Genomic DNA, 13,516 nt, shown 5'->3' with positions numbered 1-13,516 from the left:
CTGTGTGTGCTGGGTGCGCTGTACGTGCTGTGTGCGCTCTGCTTCGCCGGGGAATCAGGGCCGCGCTATCGGGCCCAGTGCCAGTCGAACGAGGCGTTGTCGTTGTAGGTATTGGCGAGGTTCCGCCATGAGGTGGGTCCGACATTGTCGTAGACGCCACCGTAGTTGGAGTTGAAGTGGACGCGGGCGACCAGCCCGGTCTGGAGGTTCTGGGCGGAGGCGGCGTTGTTCTTGACCGCCTGACCGGCGCCGGCTCCGGCCCCTCTGAAGGTGTAGCCGGCGAAGTCCGGCACCTTGTCCCAGAAGGGGTAGTAAGCGTTCTGGATATTGGAGTTGTAGAACAGGCAGAAGTGCGAGGGATTGCACGTGTTCGTGGCGGCGCTCGCCGGAGAGGCGAGACCCACCACACCCACGCCGGTCACGGCCAGGGTGACCAGGGCAGAACGAATGCGCATTGCCGACCTTCCCCATGTCCGAACTTCAAGGGTGGGGAAATTACGCGCCCCAACGGCACGGCACTGCGGCATGGATTGCCGGACAGCGCTGTGTCACGGGAAAGGAAATGCCCCCACCTGGGCCTTTTTCCGGCCCGTGAACATATTAGCCGCTTGCGGAAACCTTGTGCACCTCTTTGCCGAGGGGATGACATAAGCGGGCGATGCGCCCACTTTTTTCCGGATTGGATATGTTCTGTCCCTTGGGGAGTGATGGCGATCTGTCGCCTTGCTCCTCGGTCGGCGGCAGGGCCTGCGCGTTTTTGCGTGAACGGGGCCGGATGTGCCGCGCGGAGCGGGGTGAAGTAAGCACGCTGTGATAGGTGGTACTGGAAATTGATCTTATCAATGAGTGCGCGAAATAGTCGTTGAAACGGGCCCCGGTGGGTAAAGGGTGTGCCATGTGGTCGGTTTCCGGATGGCGACCGGGCAGAACCCGGGCGCTTCCCGGGCGTTCTCGGGCGTTCTCGCGGTCCGGGGATTCGCCGACCTGCCATGGCAACCTCATGCGCCCCATCGCCCTCTTCCGATGCGACCGACCCGCCGAGCGTGCGACGGCCACCGGGGGATCGCCACCGGGGGAGTGCCTCGCCCGCGCTCACGTTCAAGGAGTCGCAGGCATGAAGATCCCGGCCGACCCGGGCCATGCGCGCATCCCCCCGACCCCGGTCGGGGGGACCGTGGTCCTGCTCAACGGCGCCTCCAGCTCGGGCAAGTCCAGCGTCGCCCGCGCGCTCACCGACATCCTCGACGACACCTGGTTCCAGCTGCCGGTGGACGCCTTCCACGCCATGCGGCGCGGCGGCCCCATCGCCGAGGAGGACCTTCCGGCCGAGATCGACCGTACGGTCAAAGGGTTCCACCGCGCGGTCGCCGGGATGGCGGCGGCGGGCAACAACCTCGTCGTCGACCATCCGCTCAGCCGCCGCTGGCGTCTGCTCGACCTGCTGGACCTGCTCGTTCCCGAGGACACCGTCCTGGTCGCGGTCCGCTGCCCGCTGCCCGAACTGGAGCGGCGCGAGCGTGAGCGGGGCGACCGGCCGGCGGGGCTCGCCGCGCTCCAGTACGGTCATGTGCACTCCCATGGCACCCATGACCTCGAAGTGGACACCAGCCGCCACTCCCCGCAGGAGTGCGCGCTGCGCGTCCGGGAGCTGCTGACGGACCGGCCCCGGCCCACGGCCTTCGAAACACTGCGGCGGACCCTGCGATCGTCGTAGGGCCCGCCGAGGTGGGTGGGTGGGTGCTGGTCCGGGGCCGGGTGCGGGTACGGACCCGGTGGCGGACGGACCCGGACACGCCCCGGACACGGTGGTGGTACGAGGGCGCTACACCGCCAGCAACTCCAGCACCAGCCGTACCGCGTCGGCGACCGGCTGCCCCAGAGTGCCGGCCGTCGTGGCGATACCGGCGATGGCCATGAGCGCGCGATGGCGCTCCTGGGGCTCCACCGAGGGGCCCGCCGTCAGGACCGGCACCGCTTCGTCGATGGACTGCGCCGACAGCGGCGGGACCCGGTCGCGCAGCTCGCGCAGGAGGGCCACCAGCTCCTGGACGGCCTCCTCCAGCGCGGGCGAGCCCGCCGTACCCCCGGCAGGGCCCCAGTGGTTGTTGACCATGCCGGTGTTGCCCGTACCGCCGTGCATATTGACGGTGGGGCCATAGAAGTGGTTGGTCCCGTCACTCATGAGTTCGCCATCCCCACATTGCCGCTGCCGCCGTACATGTTGACGCTGTCGCCGAAGTAGTAGTTGCTGGGGCTGTTGATCACCAGCGTCTCCACCCGTACCCGGAACTCCGTCTCGGGGTTCTCGATCGCGTACGAGATCTGGTGCACCAGCTGCCGCAGCTGGGCGTGGTCCCGTCCGGCGACCACGGCGGTGGACGGGCCCGAGGTCTCGACACCGAGCACGAAGTGCGACTTCGCCGAGAGCACCTGGACCAGGTCCACCACGGAGTAGATCAGGGCGGCCAGGGAGGCCAGCCACAGCAGCGTGATCAGGGATCCGCCTCCGCCGTCCTCGCCGCCGACCGCGAGGATGACTCCGCCGAGCAGGGTGAGCACGGAGGAGACCGCGATGATGAGGCCCACGCGCCGGATGAAGCGGTTGACCGCCTCCTTGCGGCGGGGGTGGAGCGTATAGGTGTAGACCCGCGCGATGCTCTGGAGCGGGTAGACCGCGCCGCCGACCCAGAGCAGCCGCTTGCTGACCCGCAGGTCCAGCGCGCTCGTCAGCCCGAGGGACGGAGCGGGGACGTCGGGGTGGGGGCCGGCCCACGGGGCCGGTCCGGGCGGCGGTGTGGCGGGTGGCGGTGTGGAGGGTGGCGGTGTGGCGGGCGGTGGTGTGGCGGGCGGCCCCGGCGGTGGTTCCGGCGGAGCGGCCGAGGGCGCGGCCGGGATCTTCCACGCCGGTGGTTGCGGTGGCTGTACGGGTGGTGGTTGTACGGGTGGTGGCTGAGCGGACTCTGGCTGCTGCATCGTTCCCCCCGAGGAGCGGCACGTGGTGAGTGCGACCATTAACCACCCGGCGGGCCGCTGACGCAAACGGGGTTTCCGGAACGCCGGGCAGGGCCAGGGCCGGGACGGGGCCAGGGGCCCCGCAGCCCAGGTGCCCCGCGTGGGAATAATTCGTTCCGTTCGGCGGGGCCGTTTTGCTACGCTGCCCGAGCAGTCCACCGTGTACCAGGAAACACCGTGGAGCAGGACGAGGAGTGGACATGTTGGGAGACGACGACATCTCCGGATGATCCCCGGAGACGACGGCCACCGGCCGGTGCCGACAGCACCGCCGTGCGTGGCCCCGCAGTCGTCCCTTTCTCCCCGTCCCCCTCCGCTTCCCGTTTCCGATGCGCGCCGTCAGGGCGGCCGGAGGCCAACGCCTCCCGTCACCCCGCGCGCCCTCCCGTACATGAGGTATCCCGTGCCCGACACCGCTGTCGTCTGCTCGAACCTGTCCTTCGCCTGGCCCGACGAGACGCCCGTCCTCCAGGACCTCTCCTTCACCATCGGCCCCGGCCGCACCGGCCTCGTCGCCCCCAACGGCTCCGGCAAGAGCACCCTGCTCCGGCTGATCGCCGGTGAGCTGCGCCCCACCGCCGGAACCGTCACCGTGGGCGGCACCCTCGGCTACCTCCCCCAGACCCTGCCCCTGACCGACGGCCTCACCGTCGCCGAGGTGCTGGGCATCGCCGAGGTCATCCACGCCCTGGACGCCGTCGAGTCCGGCGATGTCGCGGAGAAGCACTTCGCGACCATCGGCGACGACTGGGACATCGAGGAACGGACCCGCGCCCAGCTCGACCGCCTCGGGCTGACCGACCTCGCCCTGGACCGGGGCCTCGGCACCCTCAGCGGCGGCCAGATCGTCTCCCTCGGCCTCGCGGCCCAGCTGCTGCGGAACCCCGACATCCTGCTCCTGGACGAACCCACCAACAACCTCGACCGCGACGCCCGGCACCGGCTCTACGACGTACTGGAGCACTGGAACGGCTCGCTGCTCCTCGTCAGCCACGACCGGGCCCTGCTCGACCGCATGGACCGCATCGCCGAACTCGACCGGGGCGAACTGCGCCTGCACGGCGGGAACTTCACCGAGTACGAGGCCACCGTGCGCGCCGAGAAGGAGACCGCCGAGAAGAACATCCGCAGCGCCGAACAGGAGCTGAAGCGCGAGAAGCGCGAGATGCAGCAGGCCCGTGAGCGCGCCGATCGCCGGGCGAGCAACGCCGCCCGCAACCTCAAGAGCGCCGGTCTGCCCCGTCTCTTCGCCGGGAACATGAAGCGCGGCGCCCAGGAGGCGGCGGGCCGCGCGGGCCAGACCCATGCCTCCCGGGTCGGCGAGGCCAGGGCCCGGCTGGAGGCGGCCGAGCGCGCCCTCCGCGACGAGCAGCGCATCACCCTGGACCTCCCGGACACCGGAGTCCCCGCCGGGCGCACCCTCTTCCTCGGCGAACACCTCCAGATCCACCTCGGCGACCGGCCCGCCTTCGGGGACGAGGGCCTCGACCTGACCGTCCGGGGCCCCGAGCGCATCGCGCTGACCGGCCCCAACGGCTCCGGCAAGACCACCCTGCTGCGCCTGCTCGGCGGTGACCTCACCCCGGACGGCGGTACGGTCCGGCGCGCCGACGGCCGGATCGCCTATCTCTCCCAGCGCCTGGACCTGCTCGACCCCGAGGCGACCGTCGCCGAGAACTTCACCCGCTTCGCCCCCGGCCGCCCCGAGGCCGAACGCCTCACCCTGCTGGCCCGCTTCCTCTTCCGGGGCGCCCGCGCCCATCTCCCCGTCGCCGCCCTCTCCGGCGGCGAACGCCTGCGCGCCACCCTCGCCTGCGTCCTCTGCGCCGAACCCGCCCCCCAGCTCCTCCTCCTCGACGAGCCCACGAACAACCTCGACCTCGTCAGCGTCGCCCAGCTGGAGAGCGCGCTCGCCTCGTACCAGGGTGCGTTCGTGGTGGTCAGCCACGATGAGCGCTTCCTGTCCGAGATCGGCGTCAACCGCCGCCTCCACCTCACGGACGGCCGCCTCACCGAGCCGGGCCTCCCGGGGGATCCCTCCTCAGGGGTGTGGTGACAGGGGGCGTCGGGTGGACGGAGTCCATGAAATAGCCGAACGGCCAGGCGTGTTGATGGCTTCATGACTCAAAGCCCAGCAGCGCCTCGCTCACTGTCCGACGAAGCTCTCTCCAGTCTGCTCATCGGGCAGCAGTTCGGGACGCTCGCTACCGTCAAGCGCAGTGGCCACCCCCATCTGACCACCATGGTGTACAGCTGGGACCCCGAAGCCCGTACGGTGCGGTTCTCGTCCACGGCCGACCGGGTCAAGGTCCAGCACCTGCGGCGCAATCCACGTGCGGCGCTGCATGTGTCGGGTGGCGACGTGTGGTCGTTCGCCGTGGCCGAGGGCGAGACCGTGGTCTCCGAGAGCACGACGGTTCCCGGGGACGCGGTCGGGCGGGAACTGCTCGGGATGATCCCCGAGGCCGCGAGACCCGAGGACGAGGCCGCGTTCCTGGAGCAGCTGGTCGCTGAGCGCAGGGTGGTCATCCGGCTGAAGGTGGACCGACTGTACGGTACGGCGCTCGACATCGACGGCTGAGGTCTCTGGCTGAGGTCTCTCGTTCGCCCCTGATCAGGTCGAACCGCGGCGGGCATGTTACCGTCCGTCGATTATCCGATTTATGGGGGCAATTTTGCGAAAGCTTTTGGGCGCCGGAATCACGGCGGTGCTGGTCGCCACCGGAGGTGTCGTGGCGTCGGGGACCGCCGTGGCCGCCCCGGATCCGACGTTCTACTTCGACCCGGTCGAGCACAAGGCCCTGATGCCGGGCGAGGGCTACGCCGAGCTGACCCCGCCGTCCAGCGGGGGCGACGTGAGCGGCGAGGCCGACGGCACCTATGTCTACGCGCTGAGCAAGAAGCCGCTCACCAGCACCAGCTGGACCAACGGCGGAGCGCCGGCCGGGCTGAAGGTGGACGCGACGAGCGACTGCAAGCCGAAGGCCGGGATCGCCGGGGTGTACCTGTGCGACATGAAGGGCTACGGCAGCGCCGGACCCGAGGTCACGGCGGCGCGCACCGCCGCGAACGGCACCAAGCTCTACTACGGCCTCGTCTATGTACCGCGCGGCAAGAGCGTCGACGCGGGCATCAAGGAGGCCCAGACCGCGGGGTCGAAGGAAGTGACCCCGCGCCGGGCGCACGCCACGATCACGGCGAAGACCAAGGCGCATGTCGCGAAGAACACCATGACCCTGTCGACGGCCGCGCTGCCGGCCGGCGGCTCGGTGCGCCACACGGTCAAACTGCACGCGGTCGACATGGGCGAACTCCAGCTGAGCCTGACCCCGGCGCCGGGCTTCCGGCGCTGGGACGAGGGCGAGCTGAAGGTCAGCGTCGCGGGTGTCGACGCGGGCGGCGCCGCCGGTGCCGTGTGCGACCACTCGCTCGGCGAGGTCGGCTGGGGCAACGAGATCCGCTGCGACATCAAGAAGCCCGGTGACTACACGGTCTCCTACCAGCTGAAGGCCGGAGCGAAGGCCCCCGCGTGGCGGCTGCGGAACACCGCGGTCTACGAGGTGTACGCGTGGGGCACGGGCAACCCCGAGAAGGCGTCCGACTTCTCGGTCAGCAGCTCGATCCCGGTGACCGAGCGCTTCCGTGTCGTGGGCCGCACGGCCGACGGCGACCTGCACGACTTCCGCGGTACGGGCAAGGGTTCCAAGCCGTTCGACTCGTCCGAGCTGGTCGGCGGCACCTTCAACTGGAACCAGTACTCGGCGCTGACCCGCCTGGCACCGGTGACCGTACAGAGCAGCGGTCCGGGCGCGGTGGCCCGGGACAAGAGCGGTGTGCTGTGGTTCTACCGGACCTCCGGTGACGGCGGCATCTACAAGGACCGGCTCAAGGTCGGCGGCGGCTGGAACACCTACAACGCCCTGACCGGTGCCTCCGATGTGACCGGTGACAAGAAGGCGGATCTGCTGGCGCGGGACACGGCGGGCACGCTGTGGCTGTTCCCGGGTACGGGCACGGCGAGCAAGCCGTTCGGCGCCAAGGTCAAGGTCGGTACCGGCTGGAAGGGCTACAACGCCCTGGTGGGCGGCGTCGATGTGACCGGTGACAAGAAGGCGGATCTGCTGGCGCGGGACTCTGCGGGCACGCTGTGGCTGTTCCCGGGTACGGGTACCGCGAGCAAGCCCTTCGGCGCCAAGGCGAAGGTCGGTACCGGCTGGAAGGGCTACAACGCCCTGGTGGCACCCGGCGACCTGGACTCCGACGGCAAGGCGGACCTGGTGACCCGGGACTCGGCCGGCGCGGTCTGGTCCCACAAGGGCACGGGCACCGCGAGCAAGCCGTTCGGCGCCAAGGTCAAGATCGCCTCGAACTGGAAGAAGTACAACCTCCTCTTCTGACGGCCTGGTGTGACCTGCGGATCCTCGTAGCGCAATGCCTCCTGGACCCCCCGCCCTGCTGGGCGGGGGGTCCTTCGGCATGGGGGAGAATGCCGCACATGACGACGTGGAGAGCACCGGCCGGAGCACCGACGGGAGCACCGGCCGGAGCACAGGCCGGAGCACCGGCCGGGCGGAAGCGCTGGACCAAGGTCTCCAGCTGGGCCACCGTCGCCGACGGCGACCGCCGGATCTGTGCCACCTGCGGCGCGGCGGTCCGCTCCTATCAGTACCGTTACCACCCGTTCGACTCCCCGATGTTCGAGCGCTGCGTCGGCCTGGCATGGTGCCCCGGGTGCCGTATTTACTCCGGTTCGATGGTCCATGTCCCCCGTACGCGTGTCCTCGCCGACCCGCTCGCGACCCTTCCCGAGGACGAGCGCGAGCGGCTGCTCCGCAGCGAGGTGAAACTGATCGCCTACCTCGACGGCCGGGCCGACGGCGCGTGATGACGCGGTCTGCGGTGATGTGTCCGGCCGACCGGCTTCCCGCCGGACGCGACCTGCGGTGACGCGACCTGCGGGACGGATGCCCACCGTGGGCCGCCCGTGCCCGGGAGACCCCTTGTCGGCCATGTTCCCCAGGACCGCCCCGCCCCCGGCGTCACCCGGCTACGCTCGTCCGCCACCCGCACCAGGCGGCACCACCGAGAGAGCGGAGACGACTGTGGGCACCGCACCCCCCGACACCGCGCACAGCTCCGACGCCCCCCACGACCTCACCCCGGTCACAGCGGCACGCTCGCTGATACCGCTCCTCGCCGACGAGGCCCCCCGTACCGAGGAGAAACGCGCCCTCACCGACACCACCCTCACCGCACTGCGCCGCGCCGGACTGCTCCGGCTCGGCACACCCCGGACCCACGGCGGCCAGGGCGCGGACATCCGTACCGCCGTCGAGGTGTGCGAGGAGCTGGCCCGGGGCTGCGCCGCCGCCTCCTGGATCGTGGGCATCGCCTACGGCGGCGCCCTCTTCGCCTCCCAGCTCGACCACCCCGAACGCGCCGCACTCTGGCAGGACGACCCGGACACCGTCGTCTGCGGCGGCGCCAACCCGTCCGGAACCGCACGGCGCTCGGCCGAGGGCTGGACACTGAGCGGCCGATGGCCCTGGCTCTCCGGCATCCATCACGCACCCTGGACCCTGCTCGGCTTCGCCTGGCCCGGCGCCGGAAGCGAACCGGAACGCGGCCTGGCCCTCGTCCCCACCTCCGCCCTGACCGTGGACGACGTATGGCACATGGCGGGCATGCGCGGCACCGGCAGCGACACGGCCGTCGCGGACGAGGTGTACGTACCCGACTCCCGGATCATCTCCCTCACCGCCATGGCGACCGGCGTCTACCGGCAACGCCACCCCGAGGAACCACGGATCATCTTCCACCTCTCCATCAACCTGCCCCTGGTGGCGACGGCCGTCGGGATCGCGGCGGCGGCACTGGAGAAGGTGGTGAGCGCGGCCGCCCAGGGCAAGCGCGCCGTCTCCCCGCTGCACCGCCTGGTCGCCGAGGCCCCCGCCCACCAGCTCAATGTCGCGGACGCCGCCGTACTGATCGACACCGCCCGCCTCCATCTGCACCGCGCCGCCGGAGAGGTGGACACCCACGCCCGCGCGGGCCGCCGCCCCTCCCTCACCGAGCGGGCCCGGCTGCGGATGGACGCCGCCCACGCCATGCGCTGCGCCCGGGACGCCGTGGCCCTGCTGCTGGACACGGCGGGCGCGGGCAGCTTCGCGGACGGCTCGGAGCTGCAACGCGCCTGGCGGGACATCGAGACGGCCTCCCGGCATGCCGCCCTCAGCGTCCAGACCGGCAAGGAGATCTACGGACGCGCGCTGCTCGGCGCCCCGCTGCCGTCGAGTCCGGCCATCTGATGGAGCCGCCGAATCCGGTCATCCGGGAGGAGCCGATCGCCATGCCGACCGATACCCGGGTGGCCCTGGTCACCGGCGCGGGACGCGGCATCGGGGCCGCCATCGCCGCCCGGCTGCACGCGCGGGGACACCGGGTGGCCCTGCTGGACCGCGACGGTGACGCTGTGACCGAGCTGTCCGCCACGCTCGGCCCCGGCCCCGGTACGGGTTCCGGTGCCGGCTCCGATACGGGCACAGCTCCGGGCACCGCGCTGCCGCTTCGGGCGGATGTGGACGACACGGAGGCGGTACGGGCCGCGCTGCGCGAGGTCACCGATGCCTGGCACGCCCCCGACATCCTGGTCAACAACGCCGCCCGGACCGCCCCGGGCTCCGTCTGGGACATCGGCCTGGAGGAGTGGGACGCCGTCATGACGACCAATCTGCGCAGCGTCCTCACCCTGACCCGGCTGTGCGCGCCCGCGATGCGCGACCGGGGATGGGGCCGGGTGGTCAATCTCGCCTCACTGGCCGGCCAGCAGGGCGGCACGCTCGCGGGCCCCCACTACTCCGCCGCCAAAGCGGGAGTCCTCGTACTGACCAAGGTGTTCGCCCGCGAACTGGCGGCGCACGGCGTGACCGTCAACGCGGTCGCCCCGGCCGCCGTCCAGACGCCTGCGGTAGCGGAACTCGGCGCGTCCGAGGTGTCCGAGGTGGCGCGGGGCATCCCGGTGGGCCGCATGGGCAGGCCGTCCGAGGTGGCCGCGCTCGTGGACTTCCTGGTGAGCGAGGAAGGCGGCTACGTCACCGGCGCCACCCTCGACATCAACGGCGGCATCCATATGCGCTGACGCACCTGTCAGCCGCGCCGGAACAACGCGGTCCCGTCGAGGAGCGGCTCATAGGGCTCGTACCCCGGGCGGGGCACCCGGGGCAGATGGCCCGGAACGGTCCGGGCGGCAGCGACGGCGAGCAGGTCGGCGGCCTCCGTCTCCGACAGGGGCGGCAGCCCGAGTACCTCGATCAGCCGGTCGCGCTCGGCGTCGAGCGAGGGCTCGTCCGCGCGCGGCTCCGCACCCGCCTCGGCGAGGGTGCGGTCCGGGGCGAGGTCCTGCCAGAAGGGGAGCACCACCAGGACGGTGAGCGCCTCCAGGAGATCCGCGCCGATCAGGGTGGCCTGGCCTTCGGAGTCCGCGTACAGCACCGGCCGCGCGCCGCCGTCCGCTCCGCCGTCCCCGCACAGGAAGTACGTGCCGCCCGCGCCGCACCCGGCTATCACTTGCAGCGGGGTGCCGCCGGGCAGCACCACCTCCTCCACCGGATCCCGCCGCTCGATGTCGAAGTCGCTGTGCCGGGCGAGCGCCGACGCCAGGGCGGCATCCCGTTCGAGCCTGGCCAGCAGGGCGTCGGATGAAGTCATGAATCGACCGTAACAGCCGCCTCTGACAGCGGTCCCGGTCGGAATGTTCGTCGGGTCACCCGGGGTGCTGGGGTGTCGGCGGGCGCTGTGTCGTACGGGCATGCAGGAAGACGGCGGTGGTGGCTGCGGCAACCACCACGGCCAGGGCGGCCAGCGCGAGGCCGGTGGCGCTGTCCGGGGCGGTGAAGGGCTGCCCCCGGTGGGCCTGCCAGGTGAGGATGCCCGTCAGCCCGAGACAGCAGGCGGCGGCGATCCAGACCAGGGCGGTACGGTGACGGGGGCCGAGCGGGCGGGGGCCGAGGGTGAGGAACAGGCCCAGCAGGATCAGGGCCTGGAGTGAGTGGACGCCGAAGAAGTGCGGGACGCGCCAGTCCCCGCCGACGGTGCTGAAGTTGGTGACCGGCAGCCCCGGGCCGCCGTCGGGCGGGCCGATCGTGTGCGCGCCGACGTACGGCATCTCGCCCGTCAGGTCGGCCGCGGCCTCCTGCGCCGGGGTGGACTGCACCATCAGGTAGACGGCGACCATGCTCACGATGACCGTGACCATCCCCAGCCGCAGGGCCCAGGCCAGGGCGGGTGGCTGGACTCCCTTCCGCAGCAGCAGGAACACGGTCACCAGGCCGATCGCCAGCAGTACCAGCGAGGCCAGCAGCATGACGAGGATCCTGGTGCCGGTGACAGTGCTGGTGAAGTTGAAGTGGCTGGTGGTCCCCTCCGCCGCCGCCCAGGTGCCGCCCGCTCCCTCGACGGCCACGCAGACCACCGCCGTCCAGGACATCACCGTCACCAGACGGGCGTGGCCCCGGACGAAGGACATCAGCCAGATCAGCGTGACGGCGAACAGGCCGAAGGAGAACGCGAACCGTGCGGGTTTCGCCCACGCGGGCTGCCCGGTGATCTCGCGGGGGTCCACGACCAGCCCCACCAGCGCGACCAGCAGGAACGCGCCCGCGACGATGGCTGTCGCGACCATGGGCGGGTTCACCACCCGCATCCTGCGTGCCAGGGCCCGCGTCCCGGATACCTCCACGACAGACCGCCATCCCTCGGCAATGAGACTGCTCCCCATGCTCCCGGCGGGCCCGCGCCGAGGTCCGCCCACAGGGCGGAGTGGTCACCCGACCGGTCCGCCCCCCTCCACCACCCGGCCCACCGGGCGGCCGGTGGCCCGCGCTTCGGCAAATTCAGCCCCTCCGGCGTTTGAGGAGCGGGGGCTTCGGGGGCTGGCCCCCGACCAGGGCCCGAGGCCGGCAAATTCAGCCCCTCCGGCGATTGAGGAGCGGGGTTCGGGGCTGGCCCCGACGTCCACCCGAGGTGACTCGGGCCTCGGGTCCGTCCTCAATCGCCGGACAGGCTTGAATTTCAAAATCCAGCCTCGTGGGGGTCCCCCCGGACGGAGTCTGGGGGAGTTTGAGGAGCGGGGGCCTCAAAATCAAGCCTCGTGGGGGTCCCCCCGGACGAAGTCTGGGGGAGTTTGAGGAGCGGGGTTCGGGGCTGGCCCCGACGTCCACCCGAGGTGACTCGGGCCTCGGGTCCGTCCTCAAACGCCGGACGGGCTTGATTGGTGCGGGCAGCCCGTACCTCGGGGGCTTGGAGCGAGGTGACTCGCATGTGCGGGGGCGGGGGCCTCCGGGCTCACCTCCTCGGGGCCGGCAGACTGAGGTGACGTGTCTAGTTCGAGGGGCCGTCCGCCGGTCCCCTGCGGGGGCGACCCTGCACCCCCCGACCTCGTTGCACGAGGCCGAGGGCGCCTGGGGTGCGGGCGGTCCGCGACGGGGAGGGGTCAGAGAAGGTCCGGCTCGGCCGTCTCGTGTTCGTGGGACCAGCGGGCGACCTTCCGCGCCTCGGCCATCTCCGCCTCCGTCGCCAGGAGGTGATCCAGCCGCCCGGCCCGGGCCTCCGCGACAAACACGGTGAGGGCGACCCTGGACACGATCAGCGCGGGCTGAGGGCTGTCGCAGTCCCGCAGCCGGATCATCCGGAGGCCGAACGGTCCGTCGGGGGACGGTGTGGCGTTGAGGGACATGACTGTCTCCCTTGAGGGTGAGGGGGGAATCTACGGGTGGGCCCCGGCCGTCCGTGCGGGGGTGAACGGCCGGGGCCCGGGGGCCCGCCCAGGGCAGGGGTGAGGGCGGACCCCGCTTGAAGCCGCCCTCCGTGGCACCGGTGAGAGGAACACCGCTGAACCTGCCGGTGCCACGGAGGACGGGGCTTTAGAGCCGCTCGGCCAGGCTCATCGTGTGCAGGCCGACCGACAGCGACCACGCCGCGAGCATCGCCACCGTGCGGGCTATCGACCTACCTCGTCGCTCTCGCACGCATGTGCCTTTCTGACCGTGTCGTGGAACGGACCGAACCGCAGCCGCAGTTCGTGATCGCGCTGTATCCGCAGACGGAGGGCCAGGAGCAGAGGGCTGTCCCCCGCCGGCTCGGGCGAGAGCCGGGCTTCGGTCGCCGGATTGCCGGAAGAACCGCTCGTACCGGGCACGTAAACTCCTCTCCGTAGCCACTTCGCTACCAGACGCACTCAGCTTGGCCTGGAGTCGAGGGTGGTTCAACGAGGAGAACCAGCAAACAAAGTTGGGGCACATCCATGGCAAACCTGAAGGAACTGAACCCGGACGATGGTCCGCAGGCGGCTATGGGGGCACGTCTCCGCCGCAAGCGAGAGCAGCGCGGTTGGAAGCAACGTGAGTTAGGCGCAATGCCGTTGTCTTTGTGGTGGGCGTACTGTGTTTGGTAGTGGGTCCCGGGGGTGGTTCAGGTGGCTGCGAGTGTGTCTGACTTATCGGGTCTT

13 protein-coding genes are annotated in these 13,516 nt (G+C 71.0%); 7 read left to right on the top strand and 6 right to left on the bottom strand.

Annotated features, from left to right (window positions below; genetic code table 11):
- Positions 1 to 65: 65 nt before the first annotated feature.
- The gene (locus ABT354_RS33740) at positions 66 to 455 is read right to left on the bottom strand and encodes a peptidase inhibitor family I36 protein (protein WP_351500960.1); all 390 of its coding nucleotides are present in this window, start codon (positions 453 to 455) and stop codon (positions 66 to 68) included.
- 659 nt (positions 456 to 1,114) lie between these two features.
- Here ABT354_RS33740 and ABT354_RS33735 point away from each other — a divergent pair.
- Positions 1,115 to 1,714, top strand: coding sequence for a chloramphenicol phosphotransferase CPT family protein (locus ABT354_RS33735; RefSeq protein ID WP_351500958.1), 600 nt, complete (start codon positions 1,115 to 1,117; stop codon positions 1,712 to 1,714).
- Between the two features lie 108 nt (positions 1,715 to 1,822).
- On the opposite strand, the gene ABT354_RS33730 is transcribed toward ABT354_RS33735, so the two are convergent.
- Complete coding sequence (locus ABT354_RS33730; RefSeq protein WP_351500956.1) at positions 1,823 to 2,182, bottom strand: DUF2267 domain-containing protein; 360 nt, start codon at positions 2,180 to 2,182, stop codon at positions 1,823 to 1,825.
- Positions 2,179 to 2,895 (bottom strand): DUF6232 family protein, encoded by a 717-nt coding sequence (locus ABT354_RS33725; protein ID WP_502983554.1) that lies wholly within the window; start codon positions 2,893 to 2,895, stop codon positions 2,179 to 2,181. Before ABT354_RS33725 ends, ABT354_RS33730 begins: the two co-directional genes overlap by 4 nt.
- Before the next feature lie 520 nt (positions 2,896 to 3,415).
- Between ABT354_RS33725 and abc-f the strand changes: the two genes are divergently transcribed.
- The 6 genes from abc-f to ABT354_RS33695 all read left to right on the top strand — a co-directional run bounded on the left by abc-f (position 3,416) and on the right by ABT354_RS33695 (position 10,150).
- Positions 3,416 to 5,068 (top strand): ribosomal protection-like ABC-F family protein, encoded by a 1,653-nt coding sequence (gene abc-f, locus ABT354_RS33720; RefSeq protein WP_351500952.1) that lies wholly within the window; start codon positions 3,416 to 3,418, stop codon positions 5,066 to 5,068.
- A 63-nt stretch (positions 5,069 to 5,131) separates the two neighbouring features.
- The gene (locus ABT354_RS33715; protein ID WP_351500950.1) at positions 5,132 to 5,593 is read left to right on the top strand and encodes a pyridoxamine 5'-phosphate oxidase family protein; all 462 of its coding nucleotides are present in this window, start codon (positions 5,132 to 5,134) and stop codon (positions 5,591 to 5,593) included.
- Between the two features lie 94 nt (positions 5,594 to 5,687).
- The gene (locus ABT354_RS33710; protein ID WP_351500947.1) at positions 5,688 to 7,409 is read left to right on the top strand and encodes an FG-GAP repeat domain-containing protein; all 1,722 of its coding nucleotides are present in this window, start codon (positions 5,688 to 5,690) and stop codon (positions 7,407 to 7,409) included.
- Positions 7,410 to 7,507: 98 nt separating this feature from the next.
- On the top strand, positions 7,508 to 7,897 hold the full coding sequence (locus tag ABT354_RS33705) for a hypothetical protein (RefSeq protein WP_351500945.1): 390 nt from the start codon (positions 7,508 to 7,510) through the stop codon (positions 7,895 to 7,897).
- Between the two features lie 217 nt (positions 7,898 to 8,114).
- Positions 8,115 to 9,320 (top strand): acyl-CoA dehydrogenase family protein, encoded by a 1,206-nt coding sequence (locus ABT354_RS33700; protein ID WP_351500943.1) that lies wholly within the window; start codon positions 8,115 to 8,117, stop codon positions 9,318 to 9,320.
- A 41-nt stretch (positions 9,321 to 9,361) separates the two neighbouring features.
- Positions 9,362 to 10,150 carry an SDR family NAD(P)-dependent oxidoreductase gene (locus ABT354_RS33695; RefSeq protein WP_351500941.1) on the top strand — a complete coding sequence of 263 codons (789 nt, stop codon included), beginning with the start codon at positions 9,362 to 9,364 and terminating at the stop codon, positions 10,148 to 10,150.
- Positions 10,151 to 10,158: 8 nt separating this feature from the next.
- On the opposite strand, the gene ABT354_RS33690 is transcribed toward ABT354_RS33695, so the two are convergent.
- The 3 genes from ABT354_RS33690 to ABT354_RS33680 all read right to left on the bottom strand — a co-directional run bounded on the left by ABT354_RS33690 (position 10,159) and on the right by ABT354_RS33680 (position 12,745).
- Positions 10,159 to 10,719, bottom strand: a complete 561-nt coding sequence (locus ABT354_RS33690; protein WP_351500939.1) for a hypothetical protein — start codon at positions 10,717 to 10,719, stop codon at positions 10,159 to 10,161.
- Between the two features lie 55 nt (positions 10,720 to 10,774).
- Positions 10,775 to 11,692, bottom strand: coding sequence for a hypothetical protein (locus tag ABT354_RS33685; RefSeq protein WP_351500938.1), 918 nt, complete (start codon positions 11,690 to 11,692; stop codon positions 10,775 to 10,777).
- 810 nt (positions 11,693 to 12,502) lie between these two features.
- Positions 12,503 to 12,745, bottom strand: coding sequence for a hypothetical protein (locus ABT354_RS33680; RefSeq protein ID WP_351500936.1), 243 nt, complete (start codon positions 12,743 to 12,745; stop codon positions 12,503 to 12,505).
- Between the last annotated feature and the right edge of the window lie 771 nt (positions 12,746 to 13,516).

Origin of the sequence: Streptomyces sp. NPDC000594 (genome assembly GCF_040299965.1) — a bacterium.
In the GTDB taxonomy this organism is placed as follows: domain Bacteria; phylum Actinomycetota; class Actinomycetes; order Streptomycetales; family Streptomycetaceae; genus Streptomyces.
The sequence above is the reverse complement of the archived record's forward strand: the minus strand, read 5'-3'. Positions and strand labels throughout refer to the sequence as shown.

What these genes read in the sequence shown, in the direction of transcription:
- ABT354_RS33740 (WP_351500960.1), bottom strand. Translation starts at nt 455, where the DNA reads ATGCGCATTCGTTCTGCCCTGGTCACCCTGGCCGTGACCGGCGTGGGT.
- ABT354_RS33730 (WP_351500956.1), bottom strand. Translation starts at nt 2,182, where the DNA reads ATGAGTGACGGGACCAACCACTTCTATGGCCCCACCGTCAATATGCAC.
- ABT354_RS33690 (WP_351500939.1), bottom strand. Translation starts at nt 10,719, where the DNA reads ATGACTTCATCCGACGCCCTGCTGGCCAGGCTCGAACGGGATGCCGCC.
- ABT354_RS33715 (WP_351500950.1), top strand. Translation starts at nt 5,132, where the DNA reads ATGACTCAAAGCCCAGCAGCGCCTCGCTCACTGTCCGACGAAGCTCTC.
- ABT354_RS33695 (WP_351500941.1), top strand. Translation starts at nt 9,362, where the DNA reads ATGCCGACCGATACCCGGGTGGCCCTGGTCACCGGCGCGGGACGCGGC.
- ABT354_RS33705 (WP_351500945.1), top strand. Translation starts at nt 7,508, where the DNA reads ATGACGACGTGGAGAGCACCGGCCGGAGCACCGACGGGAGCACCGGCC.
- ABT354_RS33685 (WP_351500938.1), bottom strand. Translation starts at nt 11,692, where the DNA reads ATGGTCGCGACAGCCATCGTCGCGGGCGCGTTCCTGCTGGTCGCGCTG.
- ABT354_RS33680 (WP_351500936.1), bottom strand. Translation starts at nt 12,745, where the DNA reads ATGTCCCTCAACGCCACACCGTCCCCCGACGGACCGTTCGGCCTCCGG.
- ABT354_RS33735 (WP_351500958.1), top strand. Translation starts at nt 1,115, where the DNA reads ATGAAGATCCCGGCCGACCCGGGCCATGCGCGCATCCCCCCGACCCCG.